Source organism: Planococcus sp. ANT_H30 (assembly GCF_008369335.1).
GTDB lineage: Bacteria > Bacillota > Bacilli > Bacillales_A > Planococcaceae > Planococcus > Planococcus kocurii.
In genome coordinates this window covers 94,287-113,299 of the sequence record NZ_VOBJ01000004.1, presented here as the reverse complement: position 1 = coordinate 113,299, position 19,013 = coordinate 94,287, and the positions used below count along the sequence as shown (strand labels likewise).

Sequence of the window (19,013 nt, the reverse complement as noted above, 5' to 3'; positions counted from 1 at the left end):
GCATTACACCCTTTCTAAAATATGGACAGTTGAGTAAGAACCTGTTCCACCCAAATTTTGTGCCAATGCGAGACGAGATGTTCTATCTAGTTGATTAGCCGCAGTTCCACGCAATTGACGTACAAGTTGATAAATCTGCGCGATACCTGTTGCGCCTATTGGATGACCTCTGGACAATAAGCCCCCACTTGTATTTACCGGCTTATCGCCAGTCACTTTTGTACGCCCTTCTTCGATAGCTTTCCATCCTTCCAAGCGGTTAAAAAATCCAAGTTCTTCTGTTGCAATGATTTCGGTCATTGAGAAACAATCGTGAATTTCTATCACATCGATATCTCCTGGGCTGACACCTGCTTTTTCATAAGCAATACGTCCAGATTCACCGATTGCTGGCAGCGATAGTAAATTACTGACATCCTGCATTTTTGTAGGTCCTGAAACTTGTGACGATGCTCTCACATAGATTGGAGATTTTTTACGTGAAATGACAATTGCCGAAGCTCCGTCTGTCATTGGCGAGCAATCAAACAAGCCAAGTGGATCTGTAATCATTCGTGCCCCCATAATTTCTTCTATTGAAGTTGGTTTTAAAAATTGCGCTAACGGATTATTCACAGCATTTTGACGATTTTTCAACGCCACTTGTGCCAAATGTTCTTTGGTTGCACCTGTTTCGTAAAAATAACGGTTTGCTAGCACGCCGAAAAATCCCGGAAACGTTAATCCAGCATGCTTTTCAGTTGTCGTTGTATCCATTGCCGCATTAATCGCCTGCGTGACGTCTGGTGTAGAAGCATGTTTCATCTTTTCAACACCCGCTACTAAAACTGTATCGTATTCGCCGCTCATAATACCTAGCAATCCTTGACGGAAAGCAATACCGCCTGATGCACAAGCTCCTTCGACTTTAGTTGAAGGAATATAACCAAGCCCTAGTTCATTTGCAACGATTGCTCCTAAGATTTCTTGGTTGGCAATGCTCCCCCCCATAAAGTTACCTACGAATATAGCATCTATCTTTGGTCTCCCTGCATCAATTAACGCTTCAGCACTCGCTTCTACTAATAATTCTTTCAGCGAAGACGCTGATTTCCCGAATTTCGTCATCCCGATTCCATGAATATAAACATTCGTCATTTGCTCACCTCCTCATGTTGAGTTTTCATTTCACGTTTCAATATTTTTCCATACGAACTTTTCGGTAATTCGTCCACAATAAATACTTCTTTTGGCTTTTTGAAACTAGCTAAATTTTCTTTACACAGCACAATCAGCTGATCAACTGTGACTTCTTCTCTTCCATTTGGTACAACAAAAGCGATGACGCTTTCTCCCCATTTATCATCGGGTATTCCAATGACGCATGTCTCTTTAACACCTTTATGCAAGTTCAAAACTTCTTCTACTTCACGCGGATAAATATTCACGCCACCCGAGATAATAACGTCTTTTTTGCGATCTACAATATAGACATAGCCAAATTCATCTCGCTTGCCTAAATCCCCCGTATGCAACCATCCATCTTTTAACGTTTCATTGGTCGCCTTCTCATTATTCCAGTAGCCTTGCATGACAAGCGAACCTTTTGCAATAATCTCACCGACTTCGCCGTACGGAACTTCGTTGCCTTCGTCATCCACTATTTTTACATCAACAAACACACCAATTCTTCCACAAGAATCCAAATGTTCATGGATTTCATTGCGTGGCATCATTGTGATACACATCGGAGCTTCTACTTGTCCATACGTTTCTACGAAGATATTGCCCGCTTTATCTAACGCTTCTTGTAGTTTACTAGCAGCAATTGGAGAACCTGCCATATTGATTGATTTGACTGTCGCTAATTTTGAGGCGTCAAACTTAGGATGCTGAATCATCAAGTTGACCATTGTCGGAACTAAAAATAGAACTGAAATATTATCTTCTACTAGAACGTCTAAGAATTCTTCTGGTTCGAATTTGTTATAAACGACTTGTGTCAAACCAAACAGCCAAGCGACGTGACTCAAAAAGTTAGCCCCGTGTGTCAAAGGCGCGACGTGACCAATAATATCGTTATAGTCGACTTCGCATACTTGAGATAACGACAGTGCCCCAGCAATGATATTGCGATGCGACAACATGACGCCTTTTGGATTCCCCGTAGTTCCAGATGTATACATAATGGCGAACAAATCGTCTTCATCTACTTTTTCAACAAATGACTGTCCAGTAAACTGCGAAATTGTTTCTTCAAAGTCACGATTCATGTATAAAAAGGGCACAGTTTTATCGACTGTATCGAGTAGATTTTTTTCTCCAATCAACAAACTCAACTGTGAATCATCAATCATATACTTATGCTCTTTTGGATGAAGACGATAATTCAGAGGGACTTTAACGAGTCCTGTTAGTGCTACAGCTACATCCAACTCAATATGTTCAAGTCGATTCGACATCAAAATTCCGATACGATCACCTTTTCTAAAACCTGATGCATGAAAAAATGCGGCCAACGCATTGGCACGAGCTAAAAACTCTTTATAGGTGAATGAACGTTTATCATCTTTTACTGCGATTTTGTTCGGATAAGCATGTGCTGACCTGACTGCTAACTGTCCTAAAGTTTCCATTTATGAGCCACTCCTTTTTGAAAATTGAAATACGGGCAAACCCCAGTGAGGATCAACTCCACGTTGCATACCAACTCCGTTAATCGGAAAAATTACATATTCGATCGTGACCGCTACCGGGTTTTCCCCATTCAAGAAATGGCCACCATTAATTTGGCGATCGCAGTCAATCATCATGCCATGAAAATGAATATCGAGCTCTCTATCTTCTCCATATCCTATAAAGCCAGATCCAGACAATAATTCAACTGGAGACGTGGAGCGAATTTTCTCTGAGTAACGAACAGAGCCTTCTTCATCGCCACGCTCCATTTGGACAAATGTTGCATATTGCAGTGATCCAAAACATTGAAAATGGGCGGACTCCACATCATAATAACGACATACTTCCTTAATCCCTTCAAACAAATCGACATCTTTCATTAATCGACCTGCAATTCGATGAGATGCTTCATCGAAGACAGCTTGGATGCGAAGATTATCCAATGCTAATCCCTCCATCAACTTTAAGCACTTGAGAAGTTGTATAGCTGGCTTCTTTTGTAGCAAAGTACATGACTGCATTCGCAATATCTCGTGATTCGCCCATGCGATCGATTACTTGTTGACTCGTGTCATATGGCACACCAGCTGTAATACCAGTTAACGTGGCACCAGGAGCAACTGAGTTACAGGTAATGCCGTATTTACCCACCTCTTTTGCTACCCATTTGGTTAAAGCAATAACGCCACCTTTTGACGCTGAATATGCAGGTCCTGAACGACCATTTTTTTCACCACCAGATACTACACCACCGTTGATTCCTGATACTGAGCTAATATTGACGATTCGCCCATATCCACCTTCTTTCATATGTGGATAAACAACTGCTTGTGTAAATAAGAAGGTCGCTTTTAGATTGGTATCTAAATCTCTGTCCCACATCTCAATTGTCATATCTTCCAAATTTAAGCGACTACACGTACCTGCATTATTTACTAGCACATGGATTTCGTGGTATTTTTCAATCGTCCGATTGATGACAGCTTTGACAAACTCTGGTTCTCTAATATCTCCTAGACATTCCAAATACTCAGCTTCACCCAATAACGCAATTGTCTTGTCACATGAATTCAAATCCACCAAAACGACACGGGCACCTTCTTTTGCCATTTGAATCGCTACTTCTTGTCCAATTCCACTTGCCGCGCCTGTTATAATCGCTACTTCATTTTGCATTCTCAACTTATTCATCCCCTTATTTTACATTTAGTAAGTCAGGTAAAAATGTAGAAATTTGCGGAATATATGTAACTAACATCAGTACAACAATTGCCGCAACGATAAATGGTACAACTCCTCGTGAAATTTCGACGATATTGGTCCCAGAAATCCCAGCAGCAACGTATAGATTCAAACCAACAGGAGGTGTAAATAATCCAATTGCTAAGTTGACGGTCATGATGACGCCGAATACGGCTGGATCTACTTCTAAAAAGATAATGATTGGCAATAAAATTGGAACAAAAATATAATAAGCTGAAATAGCATCGATAAACGCACCGGCAATTAGTAGCAAGACGTTGATTAACAATAAAATAAGAATTGGATTACTTGTCAAGCCCATAATGCCATCTGAAATATCGCGCGCAATTTGTTCAGTAGTCACAATATACGCAAAGACCGATGCAGCACTAACAATGATCATAACGACCGCTGTCTGTACGGCTGCTTCGATAAAAATTCGATACATTTTCTTGAATGTATCTTTTCGGTTGACGACCATTCCAACAAGTAAGCCATAAACGACCGCTACAACTGCAGCTTCAGTGGGGGTGAAGAATCCGCCATAAATACCGCCTAAAATAATAACAGGAATCATCAGGCCAGGAAATGCACCAACAAAAGCATCCCACCGTTCTTTCCCTGTAGCTTTTCTAATTTCTACACCTTCTGGCAAAATGAATTCTCCACGTTTTTCTTGTCGTGAACGTACGACAAGCGCGGCAATAACAAAAGCAACTCCCATTAAAATCCCTGGAACAACACCAGCCATAAATAATCGATTGATCGTTACAGGAATTTGATCTCCTGCTACAACTGCGAATACGATGAACGCAATACTTGGTGGAATAACAATTCCGATCGCTCCCGAACTCGCAACTAAGGCTCCGGCAGTTTCTTTTTTGTAGCCGTTCTTGATCATTGCGGGAATCAGGATACCTCCAATTGCTGCAACAGTAGCCGGACCGGAGCCAGATATAGCAGCAAAGAAAACAGCGACAATAACTGTAACTAACACAATTCCACTTTTACGGTGGCCAACTAATGTCTGCGCAAAATCAATCAGTCGTTTAGAGATTCCTACATGCTCCATAATGACCCCTGCTAATATGAAGAATGGTATAGCTAGTAATGTGAATTTCGCGACACTCGTGTACATAATATCTGTGACCATCTCTAAGCCAAAAATGCCACTTGATGAGACGAGCACAATAATAGAAGAAACACCAAGTGAAATCGCAATCGGAACACGCAAGAAGACCAATAAGAAGAATAATCCAAATAACACCAAAGCAATCATACTGCCTCATCTCCTTTATTCACCGAATGCTTTTCTAATTTCAACTCTTCAATGCCCACTTGAATGGTTCTTATGACGCAAAGGAAAGCACCAATTGGGAGTGCAGAAGATAAGATCCATTGTGGCCAACCTAAAGAGGGCGTTTTCTGACCCATATCCATTTGGAACATGACCATTTGAAGGCCGTACCAAAGCAAAACACCAAACAAGATTAAACTCATCAAAGTTGAAAAGACAATAAAGACTTTTCTGAAAAGCGGATTCATATGATCAAAAATCAACGTAAATCCAAGATGTCCATAGCGACGGACACCGACTGCTGTTCCTACAAATGTAAGTAGCACAAAAAGATTAATCGTAATTTCTTCAGTAAATGAAAGCGATAAGCTAGCCATGTTTCGTGCCACAATATTTGAAAATGCAATAATGGTCATTGTTAAGAAAGCCAGAAATAAAATAACTTCTTCAAAATAATTTAAAATTTTCAATACAGTACCCTCCCCGTATCCTGACTTTATAACAGGTGACAGGGCTCCTTCATCTGAATTCGAAGAAGCCCTGTAACTATTATAAATACATTAAACCCAATGACTTTCTAGTAAAAGTTTCCCCTGTTATATTGAGTTATGTTTTACTCTCCTTGGAATGCTTTTAGTAAATCTGCACCCCAGATATCCGTGTATTTATCGTAAATCGGATTTGAAGCTTCTTTAAATTGAGCAATTTCTTCTTCAGTTGGCGTGTAAATTTGCATACCTGCAGCTTCTAGATCTGCAATTTGAGTCGTTTCTTTTTCACGTGCAATTTCAACTTGGTAAGCTGCGGCTTCCTTACCTAGACGATCAAATAATTCTTTGTCTTCATCACTCATGGAGTCATAAAGTTCTTTGTTCATCCCAAGCACGAGTGGATCATATGAGTAATTCCAAAGTGTCATATAATCTTGAACTTCTTGTAATTTAGAAGATGAAATAACATCAATCGGATTTTCCTGTCCATCGATTGTTCCTTGCTGCAGCGCTGTAAATACTTCAGAGAAGGTCATCGTCTGTGGATCTGTTCCTAACTCGCGGTAAAGGTCTGTATACATTGTGATGCCAGGAATACGGATTTTTAAGCCTTTTAAATCTTCAGGGTTCTTGATTTCCAATTTACTATTTGTCAATTGACGGAAACCATTTTCACCGTAGCCAAGTGCCTGAACGCCTTTTTCAGCTAAAATTTCCTTAAACATTTCTCCGCCTTCTCCAGCAAATACAGGATCAACTTCATCCGTATTATTGAATAGGAACGGCGCACTAGCTACACCGAAACGATCATCCAAAATAGAATAAATAATTGTAGAGTTAAAAGTCAGATCAATTGAACCTTTTGCTAAACTTTCTACCGCTTTACCTGAATCTCCACCCGATAATTGCTCATTTGCGAATAATTCTAGGTTAATGCGTCCATCTGATTCTTTAGCAAGATCTTCTTTGAGTTTTTCAGCTGCTTCATACCAAGTTGAAGAATCTGAAACCGTTACCGACATTTTTAAGTCATAATCTTTTGCTTCCGAACCTTCACTACTTTCAGCTTCGTTTGAACCGCATGCTCCTAATACTAAAACTGCTGATAACCCAAGTACCGCCATACTCATTTTTTTCTTCAACATTCTCTCCACCCCTAATTTTGGTTTTTGTAAATCGCATCATACAAAAAATCAACAATGTGCACTGCCTGCATCTCTTTTTCTAATCCTTCACGCTGAATACCTACTTGCATTTGCATCAAACACCCTGGATTGGATGTCACAACCTTGGCGGGTTGCAACTCTTTCACTCCTTTCATTTTTAAGTCGAGTATTTTCTTTGCCATTTCAGGCTGCAGAATATTATATATACCTGCAGATCCACAACAGCTCCCAGCGTCGATCAATTCTTTATATTCAAAGCCAGGTGCATCTTGTAAAAGAGTACGTGGCTCTAAAAACACTTTGTTTACATTGCGTAAATGACAAGAATCTTGATAAGTTACAATCGCTTTGCTTTCTACTTGAATTTCTTTTAGACGCTCATTCAAGCCAAGTTTTACTAATAACGACGAAATATCAATCATCTTTCTTGAAAATCGAGTTGTTTTTTCAGCATATGCTGTATCAGATTGCAGGTGTTTTTCATATTCACTTAAGAAAGCACCACAGCCACCTGCATTATTGACGATAAAGTCGAAGCTGTCCGAATCGAATGCATCAACATTCGTCCTAGCATTGCGCAGCCCTTTTTCCAACTCTCCGCTATGACCATGCAAAGCCCCGCAACATTGTTGTTCTTTTGGAATCATTACATCTACTCCGAGTGATTCAAGTAATTCAATGGTCTTACGGTTGGTTTCTTGAAAAAGGGTATCCATCAAACAACCTGTAAAAAATGCAACGGTTGTTGTTTTTGGTTCAGATGGGGTTGCTCTTTTTTTCTTCGATTCAATTGCTGGAAGTACAGCTTCCATTTCTTTCATAAATGGTGGAAATAGATTTAAAAACCCAATTTTACGTGTCACGGTTTGTAAGCCGCTTTTTTGGTAAAACTGAACAAGCTTTACCGCTCCTGCCATTTTCTTTTGATCTGCGAATACGCCATCAAAAGTGGATTTTCGAACAGCTTTTTCTACGACTGATTTGGTCTTTACTTGTTCAATCGCAACGCGAGTTTCTTCAAGTAACACGCCATATTGAACTCCCGCAGGACAAGCAGGCTCACAAGCTCGACATCCAAGACACATGTCAAATGACTCTTCTACCGAACCGTCCCATACCACATCACCGTCTCGCATCCCTTTCATTAAGGCGATACGACCACGTGGCGAGTGAATTTCATCTTTGTTTGTTACTAAGTATGTTGGACAGGCTGGTAAGCAAAAGCCGCAGCGCATGCAGTCCATCAAATACTCTTCATCGACATTGTCCTTAAACGATTCTTGCATCCGCTGCTGCAATTCAGTTACCACCATGAATCACCAGCCTTTTCTTTGTTTCTTTTGCAAAAATCTTACCTGGGTTCATAATGTTTTGCGGATCGATTGACTGTTTAATCGTTCGCATCAAGTTCATGCCAACAGTTCCAAGCTTCCATTCAAGATAAGGCGCTTTCATTTCTCCAACGCCATGCTCACCTGTTATTGTTCCGCCTAACTCAATCGCTACTTGAAATATTTCTTCTAACGCCTTTTCAACTCTTGCCATTTCTTCTTGATCTCGGACATCCGTTAAGCAAGTTGGGTGCAGATTGCCATCACCAGCATGACCAAATGTACTAATCTGCAAATCATGCTTTAGTGCAATTTCTTGTATCGCTTTAACCATTTTCGCGATTTCAGAGCGTGGGACTGTTGCATCTTCTAAGATAGTAGTAGGGCGTTTTCGAGATAAAGCAGAAAGTGCAGCTCTTCTTCCTGTTTTCAAAATATCTGACTCTTCTTCTGAAGCTGCTAAAATTGCGGAAGTTGCTCCGTTCTCTTTTGCTATGGCAATCATTTTTTGAATATCTTCATCTACTTGCTTATCGTTCCCATCTTGCTCCATCAATAGCATGGCCTCAGCTTCACGTGGTAGACCGATCTTCATAAAATCTTCCACAGCACCGATTGTCCCTTTGTCCATAAATTCAAGCGTCACTGGAATAATCCGATTTGCGATAATGGCTGATACTGTTTCTGCAGCGTCCTCTAATGAGTTGAAATAAGCAATTCCTGTTTTCTTAGCGATAGGTAGCGGAATTAGCTTTAACGTAATTTCTGTAATGACTCCGAGAGTTCCTTCAGAACCTACTAGCAAAGATAACAAGTCGTAGCCTGCCACGTCTTTCGCAAGTTTCCCTCCGAGTTTCATTACTTCTCCAGCGGGTGTAACAACAGTAAGCGCTTTCACATAGTCTTTCGTTACACCGTATTTTAGTCCTCTTAGTCCACCTGAATTTTCACTAACATTGCCACCGATTGTAGAAATCTTCATCGAACTTGGATCAGGAGGATAGAACAATCCGTTGCTTTCGACATAATTACTTAAATCTTGCGTAATGACGCCTGGCTGTACAGTAACTGTTAAATTTTCTTTGTCTAGTTCTAAAATTTCACTCATATTATTAAACAACAGCACGATACCACCTTGAGTGGGAACAGTGCCTGCAGCTAAGTTTGTTCCCGATCCTCTTGGTACAATCGGAATTTGTTCTTTTGCACAAATCTTCACAATTTCTACAATCTCTTGTGTACTTCTAGGCGATAACACCAAGTCGGGCATCGCTTGGAAATTTGCCGTTGCGTCGTAGGAATAGGCAAGCATATGAGCTTGCGAATATTTTACGTTTTCTACTCCAACTATCGATAGGAAAGAGTTCTTCATCTCAAGCCCCACGTTTCTCACCACTTTCATCTCATCTCTTTTTATAATTATAATATTCTAACTGTTCTTTCTTCTATGTCCTTTCAACCAAAGTTAGACACAAATCCGTCATATTTTTTGTACAAAAAACCAAATGACTCCCTGACTAAAAGTCAGAGAGTCATTTTTTTCTATAAAGGCGAATCGCTGTATAAACAATTACTAAATCATTCATGTCATTCAAATTTAACTTTAATATTGCTTGTATTTTGTTCAATCTATAAATCAACGTATTTTTATGAATGTGCAGTTCGTCCGCTACATCTTGAAGAGAATTCTTTCGTTGAAGCCATGTTTCCAAACTCAGCATTAACTCATCTTCTTTCAGCAGTGGTTCGATTGTGCGCTTTAAAAACTCCTCTTGAACTTCTTCCCGGATCGAGTAATAAAGCAATTCTAACTTTAGATCTTCCTCAAACACTATTTTTTCTTGTCTTTCAGATACTAAAAGTGCAGTTTCCGCTTGACTGAATGATTCTTTTAAATGCTCAAAGCTATTAAAGTTGCCTATGCCAATCGGTAATTTTTGTCGTATTTTTTTTTGAATTTTTATTGATAAACTATTTAATCCCTCTATCATTTTTTCTTTTTTAATATCTGGCATTAACAGGACCAATTTTTCCATCCCCCAGCGAATAATCTTCAATTCTGGATGGATTGTCTGGATTTTCAATAGACCTTCTACATCTGTAACTTCAAGTTGCTGGTATGTTTGGATTACCGCAACTCGGCGATACAGAGAACTGTCAATATTAATCATTCGTGCACGATCTTCAATAACCTCTTTAGGTGAATTTGTCGTTACCAAATCAAAGAAAAAGAATTCAATTTCTCGAATGCCCCGCTCTTTCTCTTCTCTTGAAATAGAATCCGTAATGAAAAGCTCTACAACTTTTCTTACGAGCTTCGCATATTTCTCTACTTCAGTCGGCTTGCCTGTAATTCCGAGAACTCCAATTGGTGTCCCCGAAACAATAATTGGCATAACAATACCCGGTCGTACTCCACGTAATTGATTACTCATTTCAGTAGTCAAATGAAACTCTTGCTGATTTCTCATCGAAATGGCAGCACCCTCGTGATAAGAATTCAAGCGATTAGCATCTGTACTTGCAATAATAAATCCGTTTTTATCGGTAACAATTACATGTTTATCAATCAACGAAGTTAGTTCCTCTACAATTTGAGAACTTAATGCTTCAAAGTCGAACATCGCCTATCTCCCCTAACTCCTAAATACTTTATGAATTTTCTGTATATGTCCTATATAGCTTAACAGATTCAAAAAGATTTCCCTTTTTAAATTTAAAACTGAATTTTTAAAATTTTTTCACGTATAATGAATTCTATTGACCAAATACAAAAGGAAGGAAGTGTCTATTCATGTCGTTGATTATGTTTATCTCTAGTAAATTGCCTTTTCTTATCCTATTGGTTTCAATAGCCACTTATTTTTCTCCAGTTTACTGGCAAGTATCTTCATGGGTGCCTAGCTTGCTGTTAGGAGCTGTTATTTTTTTTGCTGGTCTATCAATGAATATAGAAGCCTTTAAACAAATTAAAAAGAAAACGAAAGAATTATTAGTTATTACCGGATTAAAATGGACACTCACTGTGTCTGTTTCCATCGCATTAGCACACCTTTTCTTTTCATCAAAACCAGAAATTGCTGCGGGACTCATACTAGCTGGAACTGTACCAAGTGCTACAGCTGCGACTGTTTATACCTTTCTTGCCGGGGGCAACGCTTCACTGGTCGTCGTTGCATCTTTACTTGATGTTGTGATTAGTCCTGTCGTTACACCACTCGCAATGCTTGGATTATCCAGTGAACAGATCTCTCTATCTTTTTCCGACCTCCTGACATCCTTTTTTTTAATCGTCGTTTTGCCTATGGGACTTGGCTTATGGATTCAAAAAATCATTCCTAATTTAAATTCCTACACCGGCTCCGTCACAAAACTGGGAACCTCTTTAGCGTTATTAGTTATTGTCCATACGATTATTGGTAGCGGTAAAGAAGCCATCACTTCTGAACTAGCAACCATCCCACTTATTGCAGTAGCCACTTTTATCCAAGTTACTTTGCCAATGGCTTCAGCATACCTTATTGCCAAAGGACTGAAGATGGAAGAACAAGACGCGCGTGCTGCTTTATTTCAAGTAGGACTTTGCAACACTGCACTCGCTGCCATTCTCGCTTATAAATTCATTGGAGAACTTGGTGTAATTGCACCTATTTTCAATATGATTTTCAATTTGTCGATTGGCGCGATGATTGCTAACCGTTTCAGTAAAATAAACAGTAATTTGAAAGAACAGAAATGGATCGAGACATAAGAGTTATAGTGAGTTCTTCATTTTATAACAAAAAGAAGCATCCTAAAGACGGTGTAATCCGTCTTTAGGATGCTTTTTTGTTATCGTTACTCAGCTTCTTCTACTTTATCATTTTGATAGTTATAGTCAGCCGGATCAATTGGTGTAAATCCGTCAGGTGTGTAGAACCTCAGCAAGTCACTAGTAACTAATTGATCAGATAATTCCAGTTCGTAATTAGATTGTTGTTGGAATTTCTCTGCTTGCTCGAGTTGTGCATCTTCTAACGGCAATCCTGTTTTAGGGTTGTAATATTTTTCGCCGATTGAATAGATTTCAGGACTGACGTAATCACCATTTCTAAATGTCACCAGTTCCTCGTGGTCTTCAGATAGTAAATCTGCACCAAAGTGAATGTAATTTTCTGTTTCAACGCCAAGCATGTGCATAACAGTCGGCAGAAGATCGATTTGTCCACCATAAGTATGGTCAACGCCGCCTTTCATACCTGGTACATGAATGAATAGTGGCACGCGCTGAAGATTAGCATTTTCAACTGGTGTAATTTCTTTTGATAGAATTTGTTCCATTGCTTGATTGTGATTATCGGAAATCCCGTAATGGTCACCGTACAAGACAACCATCGTGTTATCATCCAAACCAGACTCTTCTAGTTGCGTGAAAAACTGCTCGATTGCTTCATCTGCATAACGAGCCGTTTGGAAATAATTATCAACACTTGGATCGCCCGTTGTAGCTTTTCCAATTGTCGTCAAATCCTGATTGATGTGATAAGGGAAATGATGCGACACTGTCATTAATTTCGTGTAAAAAGGTTCTGGCAAGGTTTCTAATAGTTCACCTGACTGCTCAAAAAACGGCTTATCCATAACGCCGTATTCTGCCATGTCTTCTTCAGTCAAATTGGTATACGATTCGATGTCGAAGAAATGATCATAACCAAAGGATTTATAAATTTCCGAACGATTCCAAAACGTTCCGTTATTGCCATGGAACACAGCTGATGTATAACCTTTATCCTTCAATATTGCCGGAGCTGCTTGGTACGTATTCTGGCCTTTTGTTATAAATGCCGAGCCTTTTGGTAACCCATACAAAGAGTTTTCAAGCATGAATTCTGCATCTGATGTTTTACCTTGAGCTGTTTGATGGAAGAAATTATCGAAATACAATGTGTTTTGATCACCGATCAGTGAATTCAAGAACGGCGTCACTTCTTCCCCGTCCAGTTCATAGTCCAGCAAGAAGGTTTGGAACGATTCAAGATGTAGGTAAACAACGTTCATGTCTTCAGCAGCACCAAAATAGTCTTCGTTGGGCTTTGCGTAATTCGATTTTGTATAATTTAATACTTCAGTTTTATCATCACTATCAGCAAGAACCCGTTGTGAAGAGGATTTCAAGGTTTCGACCGTGTCATAAAGCGCGTAATTGTACATACCTAAATATTTTACGATATAGCTTCGATCAAATCCACGCGTCAACAACTGCGGGCGATCTTTTTCCGCTAGAGCCAAGTTAAAGAACGAAATGGCTAACGCAATCGTAATAACCGGGAGAATAACTTTCGTCTTAAAATTTCCCGACTCTTTTTTAACTCGATTTGATCCTATAAGAATCGCGAGTACTATTACATCAACAAAGAATAGCACATCGGTTGGCTGGATTAATGTAATAATACTGCCGCCTAAATCACCGAAATTTTGCGTTTGAAACAAAGTTGGCAAGGTTATAAAATCACTAAAGAAACGGAAATACACGACGTTGGCATATAATAACACCGACATTAATGTGTAAATGAGTAGCAGCGACCAGTATTTTCGCGCACCTTTAAAGAAGAACGACAAACTTAATAGGAGTAACGCGGACCCAAGTGGATTGATAAACAGCAGAAACTCTTGGAGCACTCCGTCAACATCTAGTTTAAATTGCATTTTCTGAGATACATAGGTTTTTATCCAGAGCATAGCGACTGCCAAAACGAACAGAGGCACATACTTGTTAACTGTTTTTTTATTTAATGATTTACTCTTTTCCATATTGCACCTTCTCATTGTTAGTATTCACAGGGACTTGGGGACGTTTGGTTAAAAAATTGAACCCAATAGCTTAAGTAAATTTCATGTAAAAATTATGACAAACTCTATTTTACTCTAATATACTAGAAAATGACAGCTTGTCGTTCTTTCAGAATATTCATTTAAACCAATAGAAAAAGACATAGTTTCAGTTTCGAAACCATGCCTGCTTTCTTCAACCTATTAAGTTAGTAGACGTCACTGCAGTAGAATTAGTTCCTCAACTTAAAGCTACTTTTTGTTCTTCCATCACTTTGCGCCATTTCACAAGCTCACGTGCTTCAATCTGCTGCTCCAACATTTCATCCCAACCGCCAGTTGCTGTATTCCAGACACGAGCATAAAAAATGTCCTGCTTTTCGTCGTATAATTGAAATTCAATGCACGGGAGATAATCTGTAATTTGTTCGATACATGCTGTAATGCCTGTAACGATTGTTTGGAAACCTTCTTCTTTTAAAGCTGATTTTTTCTCAAAAAGAAGTTGTTGCATGCGTTCTTTATTCAAACTGCCTTTTCCCGGATAGCGATACACCGGTAATGGTTCTTCGGCTTCGGGATGTCTATTTTCTTCTGCTAACTTGTAGTTGTCGTGACTAGCACTATAGGCAATTACGGTTTCGTCACCTGCAATTTCTTCATCAAAAATACCTTGACTAAGATAATCATAGCCTTTGGTCGTTAACTTATAACCTGGCTTTTCTAGTTGGATCAATCCGGTGCGTTGCATTTTATCAATCAAGTCACGAATAAACAATTCTTCTACAAACAGTATTTCAGCCAAAGTCGCAGCTCGGCGAATATCCGCTTCTTGAAACGATAACAGCAGCATTTTCATTAAAATGTCCATCTTTAATCGCTTAACTTGGCTAAAGCTGACTTCGTATAATACACTTGGCAACTTCCATAGCTGTTCGTTGACGACGGTGACCTCTGGATTTTCTGCTACAGTTGATCGTAGCTCTTTTATCAATTCGTCCACATCGTCACCCCTTGCTGCTTTCTAAGGTCTTTAAGCCATCTGTCTTTTTCACGACTGCTAATACATGCTTGTACATTTTTTTGGTTTCTGTTTGCTTGGCCCGTTCTGTAAACATCTGAGAACTACCGACAAGTACCAGTAATTCTTTGGCACGTGACAATGCGACGTTCAATCGCCGGTAGTCTTTCGCAAAGCCAATATCGCCATGCTTGTTTTGGTTGTTGCGCACCATACTTAGTACGATGATGTCTCTTTCACTTCCTTGGAAACGGTCGACTGTGCCTGTTCGAACCGTTAAATGTGGCAACTGTAGCTCTTGGTCAATCATTCGCTGAAGTCGTTTTACTTGTTCCCCGTAAAAACTGATGACGCCAATACTTTTTTGTTGGTCTAGAGCGATTCGTCCAGCTTGTTTCGCTTCACCAGCTGCTTTATTCAATTCTACCAATAACGAACGGATTTCCTGAATTTCCGCTGCGTTGTACAAGCTCTTGCCCCCGTTCATGCGTTCTTCAAAATACGCCGATTCGTTTGGCAAATCGAGCCACATCAGATGATTGCTACGCTTCACGGTGGTTGATTCGAGTAAATGGTCACGCTCTTTGTCAGAATCCTCAATGCCACATTGCAGCTGGTCGTTTTCTAACCGGTAAAACGGCGAAATGGTTTCCATAATATCTTCGTGCATTCGGTACTGAATGGCCAACATCGTTTTATTGGCTGCTGGTAGATTTTTATACAATCGTTCAAACAACGATTCCTCAAGTAACTTCTCAAGCTCTTTCTTTTCTTCAAAACCGTTGTCTTCATCAATCATTTCTTGAAGCGTTTCCTCTAATGTGTCATTGCCAAGAAGTGGTGGCAATTGATGATGGTCACCGACTAAAATAATCTTTTGGCCTTTAAGCATGGGCAGTAATAATTCGGGCGGCGTGGCTTTGGATACTTCATCAATGATGACGACATCAAACTCGGGATAGTTGTCGATAAAATCTTTGCGTGCCGAAGCAACACAAGTCGTACCAATAACGTTGGCATGCTTAATATACATTTTTCGGATTTCGTCCAAATCGTGCTCGCTCGCTCCTACTAGTAAATCCAGCCATTTTTTCTGTACCGATTGAAGCAGCGGTAAATTTTTCATTTCTTGCTTGAGCGATTCTTTTGTAAAGGACAAACTAGCTAGTTCTTTTGCCGTTCTTTCATAATCCTGTTCTGGATTTAAAGCTAGTACTTCACTCAAAGAATTCAACTCTTGTTCGTAGCTGGTGGCAACTGTTTTTAGTTGTTGGATTTCGACATCTACTTTGCCAATCTGGGCTTCTTTTTCTGCTAGTAAAGTTAGCTGTTGCGTGCGCTTAGCTTTATCGTTCTCAATTCTTTGTTGCGCTTGTTCCACTAAAGCTTGTTCTTTTTGCAACTCCACAAGTTCTGTTTTGTGTTGACGAATCGCGGCTTCTACATCAGCTGGCAAGTCCGCTGAGTTGGGCATTTGGCGGTAACGTTGTTCAAGCGGCGCTAGATCTTCTTCTAGCTTTTCTTGTTTTTCTAACCATTTTTCGTCCCACACACGATATTGTTCTTGCTGTTTTTTTAGTTCTTCGCATAACGCCTTTTTCAAGTCATCGAAAGCTCGCTTAGATTCAGCTGCATAGACGTCGACCGGTTTAAACTTTGCGCCTCTTCTCCACAAATTATGTTGCCGTCTGTACAACCCAATTAACGCTTTTTGTAAAATGGTCGGATCGTTGCGTTGTGTACTTTTCAAAACTGCTCTCAGCTTCTCTAAATACTCATCAATTTCAGCTGAACTATACGTTTCTGTTTTCAACAATGCTTGCTTTTTTAACTTATCTACAGAAATATCAACAGAAGTCAGTAGGTTTTCAATATACGTAATGGCGTTAGATACCAGCACGTTGTATTCGTTAAGCTTAGTCCAATCTGCCATATTTTCACGGTTGGCTTCTAGCCGATTCACTAAATAAGTAATAGCAGATGTTTCTTCAATTCGTTGAACTTTCATTACCTGAAGCAAGTCATCCATTTTTTTAATGCTATCCATATTCTCAACAGCTATTGCCTTTTGTTCAATAATCTCTGCCATTTGATCACGCTTTTCGGTAATCACTGCAATTTCTTGTCTTTTCACGACTAAGTCTTGTTCCAGTCTTTTCAAACCGAGTGCACGTTCAAGCAACTGTATAGTTTGTTGAATATGCTGTTCTTGCTGAAGTCTTTTGTCGCTGTCATGATGATCAGTAAATGCTGTGTCTCGGTGAATAGATGCATTAATTTTCTCGACAACTTGCGTTATCTCCTGGCTTTCAGAGGTCGTCTTGTCTTTTTGAAGTTCGAGAGCGTCTACCTTTTTTTGTTCACTATCAAGCAGTTGCTGAATTTTTTGTTGTTTAACTTGCGCTGCCTTTTTCTCTTCGACGGCTGTTGCCAAACTTTTATATAGCGGCTGCAACTTCTCAGTAGCTTGTTGGTTACTCGTTAGTTCACTTTCCAACTGCGGTTTACGTTTTTCACGCATCTCGTATTGAGCCGTAATTTCTTTTAAGGTATGGTCTTTCCAATACTGACCGACATTTTCCTCAATAAATTTCTTGCCTTCTTCTTCGATGCTTTCCGTTCGTCCGACACGTAAAATCCGAATATCTTTGTTGGCAAGTAGCCTTCCAAGTGCGTTATCAACAGCTAAATTCGACTGCGAAGCGACAAGTGTTCGCAGCCCCTTTTTAGCATTTTGTAAGCAAATTTCCGAAATAACTGTAGTTTTCCCGGTACCCGGCGGACCTTGAATAACGTATAAGTCTTTCGCCGCCATTGCTCCCGACACCGCTCGTTGTTGGAACTCATTGAGTCGGTTATGGAAAGTTAAACGCTCTAAAGGTTGAAGTGGTTGGACTGGAGGCTTTTCTTCAAACAAGATTCGGTCTAGATTTGGATTTACCGCGAGACCTTTTTCAAGATTCGCAAATCCTTGCCGCAACCTTCTGATTTGGCTCAAGGCTGCGAAATTGCTGAAAACCACTTCTTTCTTATCGAGTGTTAACCCTTTTTCCCGTAGTTGCTTGACGATATAGTTTTGCAATTCTACTTCCACTGTTCGATTTGCCGCTTTAATAACCGTTCCAACATCCCCTGTAATTCCAGTGAGGCGCACTGTCAGGTTTTTCACCTGTTTCCATTGCGTCTCTTTTAACTGACACCCTTTTAACGTAATACGGCTAAAATCATGGCTAAATGACAAGTTAGAAAAAGAAGTCTTCATGTCTGGTATGTCCATGCCACGCTCTTGAATCTTCAAATAGCCTTCCCAACTACCAATCCGTTTTTTAACATAATCTGAACTTTCTTTGGCTGGCGTCAACCGTTTGATCATATTGATCAAAGGCACCGACGCTGGTTCACGTGTTTTTTCAAACGTCAAGTTTGCCTCTCGTTGCCAATTAGTTCCGAGCGCGTGGTAGGATTTCCGTTGCGTCAAGTTAGTGATGAGCAACTGATGATTGGTAAAGACCCCGTGCAAAACAATCGAGGCTTCTGCTTCTTTGCCAGTCAATCGTGCGTTCTCCGACCTGTCCAAAATCAACGCAACCGAAAGCTCGCCATCCGCATTGGAAGGATAACGCTCGATAAACACCTTAAAGGCTTTGTCCACAACAAAAAATGAGCGTTCGCTGATACCGAACACGCCCATTTTTTCCGCTGCCGTCTTAGTTAGTCGTACCGAAGTTTTATATGTTGCTGTCTGTGCATTCGTCATGTAATCACCTGTTCTTTGGAGCTGACTAAATTTCAAATCGACGTATTTCGCCTGATCTGTTTTCATCTAATCATATCATCTATTGGAGCTTATGCGTTTTTTTAGTTGTGAATTTTACTAGACGCCTGAGATTTATTAACGAACAAACGGATAATTTTTAATTACTCTCAGCTTAGCTTTAAATGACATCCGGTTATGTTTAGTAGAAGAAATAGCATATTTGAAGATCCAGCAATCAAGAA

At 39.8% G+C, this 19,013-nt stretch carries 14 protein-coding genes; 1 reads left to right on the top strand and 13 read right to left on the bottom strand.

From position 1 onward, the window contains the following. Positions 1-3: 3 nt before the first annotated feature. From FQ085_RS10840 to FQ085_RS10795, 10 genes are all read right to left on the bottom strand, one after another. Positions 4-1,137, bottom strand: coding sequence for a thiolase C-terminal domain-containing protein (locus FQ085_RS10840; RefSeq protein ID WP_058386167.1), 1,134 nt, complete (start codon positions 1,135-1,137; stop codon positions 4-6). Further along, positions 1,134-2,615 (bottom strand): class I adenylate-forming enzyme family protein, encoded by a 1,482-nt coding sequence (locus FQ085_RS10835; RefSeq protein WP_058386168.1) that lies wholly within the window; start codon positions 2,613-2,615, stop codon positions 1,134-1,136. Before FQ085_RS10835 ends, FQ085_RS10840 begins: the two co-directional genes overlap by 4 nt. Then, positions 2,616-3,101, bottom strand: coding sequence for a PPC domain-containing DNA-binding protein (locus FQ085_RS10830; RefSeq protein ID WP_058386169.1), 486 nt, complete (start codon positions 3,099-3,101; stop codon positions 2,616-2,618). Next, complete coding sequence (locus FQ085_RS10825; RefSeq protein ID WP_058386170.1) at positions 3,094-3,849, bottom strand: SDR family NAD(P)-dependent oxidoreductase; 756 nt, start codon at positions 3,847-3,849, stop codon at positions 3,094-3,096. The genes FQ085_RS10830 and FQ085_RS10825 overlap by 8 nt, the downstream gene beginning before the upstream one ends. A 4-nt stretch (positions 3,850-3,853) precedes the next feature. Next, positions 3,854-5,179, bottom strand: a complete 1,326-nt coding sequence (locus FQ085_RS10820) for a TRAP transporter large permease (RefSeq protein ID WP_058386171.1) — start codon at positions 5,177-5,179, stop codon at positions 3,854-3,856. Further along, positions 5,176-5,667: a TRAP transporter small permease gene (locus FQ085_RS10815; RefSeq protein WP_058386172.1), complete on the bottom strand. Its 492-nt coding sequence runs from the start codon at positions 5,665-5,667 to the stop codon at positions 5,176-5,178. The genes FQ085_RS10820 and FQ085_RS10815 overlap by 4 nt, the downstream gene beginning before the upstream one ends. Before the next feature lie 143 nt (positions 5,668-5,810). After that, positions 5,811-6,833: a DctP family TRAP transporter solute-binding subunit gene (locus FQ085_RS10810; protein WP_058386173.1), complete on the bottom strand. Its 1,023-nt coding sequence runs from the start codon at positions 6,831-6,833 to the stop codon at positions 5,811-5,813. 11 nt (positions 6,834-6,844) lie between these two features. Next, positions 6,845-8,167, bottom strand: coding sequence for a (Fe-S)-binding protein (locus FQ085_RS10805; RefSeq protein WP_058386174.1), 1,323 nt, complete (start codon positions 8,165-8,167; stop codon positions 6,845-6,847). Continuing rightward, on the bottom strand, positions 8,154-9,557 hold the full coding sequence (locus FQ085_RS10800; protein ID WP_237150175.1) for an FAD-binding oxidoreductase: 1,404 nt from the start codon (positions 9,555-9,557) through the stop codon (positions 8,154-8,156). The genes FQ085_RS10805 and FQ085_RS10800 overlap by 14 nt, the downstream gene beginning before the upstream one ends. A 160-nt stretch (positions 9,558-9,717) precedes the next feature. Further along, the gene (locus FQ085_RS10795; RefSeq protein ID WP_058386176.1) at positions 9,718-10,809 is read right to left on the bottom strand and encodes a CdaR family transcriptional regulator; all 1,092 of its coding nucleotides are present in this window, start codon (positions 10,807-10,809) and stop codon (positions 9,718-9,720) included. 170 nt (positions 10,810-10,979) lie between these two features. Here FQ085_RS10795 and FQ085_RS10790 point away from each other — a divergent pair, with 170 nt between their 5' ends. Further along, positions 10,980-11,936 carry a bile acid:sodium symporter family protein gene (locus FQ085_RS10790; protein ID WP_058386177.1) on the top strand — a complete coding sequence of 319 codons (957 nt, stop codon included), beginning with the start codon at positions 10,980-10,982 and terminating at the stop codon, positions 11,934-11,936. 86 nt (positions 11,937-12,022) lie between these two features. Here FQ085_RS10790 and ltaS read toward each other — a convergent pair whose 3' ends face one another. The 3 genes from ltaS to FQ085_RS10775 all read right to left on the bottom strand — a co-directional run bounded on the left by ltaS (position 12,023) and on the right by FQ085_RS10775 (position 18,837). Next, entirely contained in the window at positions 12,023-13,975 is a 1,953-nt protein-coding gene (gene ltaS / locus FQ085_RS10785; RefSeq protein WP_058386178.1) for a lipoteichoic acid synthase, read from the bottom strand. Positions 13,976-14,234: 259 nt separating this feature from the next. Then, positions 14,235-14,996 (bottom strand): hypothetical protein, encoded by a 762-nt coding sequence (locus FQ085_RS10780; RefSeq protein WP_058386179.1) that lies wholly within the window; start codon positions 14,994-14,996, stop codon positions 14,235-14,237. A gap of 4 nt (positions 14,997-15,000) precedes the next feature. Beyond that, positions 15,001-18,837: an AAA domain-containing protein gene (locus FQ085_RS10775; RefSeq protein ID WP_149456597.1), complete on the bottom strand. Its 3,837-nt coding sequence runs from the start codon at positions 18,835-18,837 to the stop codon at positions 15,001-15,003. Between the last annotated feature and the right edge of the window lie 176 nt (positions 18,838-19,013).

Excerpts from the sequence above, each read along its gene's own strand:
- FQ085_RS10840 (WP_058386167.1), bottom strand. The coding sequence starts at position 1,137 with ATGACGAATGTTTATATTCATGGAATCGGGATGACGAAATTCGGGAAA.
- FQ085_RS10835 (WP_058386168.1), bottom strand. The coding sequence starts at position 2,615 with ATGGAAACTTTAGGACAGTTAGCAGTCAGGTCAGCACATGCTTATCCG.
- FQ085_RS10825 (WP_058386170.1), bottom strand. The coding sequence starts at position 3,849 with ATGAATAAGTTGAGAATGCAAAATGAAGTAGCGATTATAACAGGCGCG.
- FQ085_RS10820 (WP_058386171.1), bottom strand. The coding sequence starts at position 5,179 with ATGATTGCTTTGGTGTTATTTGGATTATTCTTCTTATTGGTCTTCTTG.
- FQ085_RS10810 (WP_058386173.1), bottom strand. The coding sequence starts at position 6,833 with ATGTTGAAGAAAAAAATGAGTATGGCGGTACTTGGGTTATCAGCAGTT.
- FQ085_RS10805 (WP_058386174.1), bottom strand. The coding sequence starts at position 8,167 with ATGGTGGTAACTGAATTGCAGCAGCGGATGCAAGAATCGTTTAAGGAC.
- FQ085_RS10800 (WP_237150175.1), bottom strand. The coding sequence starts at position 9,557 with ATGAAGAACTCTTTCCTATCGATAGTTGGAGTAGAAAACGTAAAATAT.
- FQ085_RS10795 (WP_058386176.1), bottom strand. The coding sequence starts at position 10,809 with ATGTTCGACTTTGAAGCATTAAGTTCTCAAATTGTAGAGGAACTAACT.
- FQ085_RS10790 (WP_058386177.1), top strand. The coding sequence starts at position 10,980 with ATGTCGTTGATTATGTTTATCTCTAGTAAATTGCCTTTTCTTATCCTA.
- ltaS (WP_058386178.1), bottom strand. The coding sequence starts at position 13,975 with ATGGAAAAGAGTAAATCATTAAATAAAAAAACAGTTAACAAGTATGTG.
- FQ085_RS10775 (WP_149456597.1), bottom strand. The coding sequence starts at position 18,837 with ATGAAAACAGATCAGGCGAAATACGTCGATTTGAAATTTAGTCAGCTC.